Genomic DNA, 243 nt, shown 5'->3' on the forward strand with positions numbered 1-243 from the left:
GGATGTTGGCTTAGAAGCAGCCATCATTTAAAGAAAGCGTAATAGCTCACTGGTCGAGTCGGCCTGCGCGGAAGATGTAACGGGGCTAAACCATGCACCGAAGCTGCGGCAGCGACGCTTATGCGTTGTTGGGTAGGGGAGCGTTCTGTAAGCCGTTGAAGGTGTGCTGTGAGGCATGCTGGAGGTATCAGAAGTGCGAATGCTGACATAAGTAACGATAAAGCGGGTGAAAAGCCCGCTCGC

General features: G+C 53.5%; 1 rRNA gene. It reads left to right on the top strand.

What is annotated here, in order from left to right:
- Positions 1–243 (top strand): 23S ribosomal RNA (locus tag ACZ6J2_RS21910); the annotation flags it as partial.

Source organism: Enterobacter sp. E14S, from assembly GCF_055666685.1.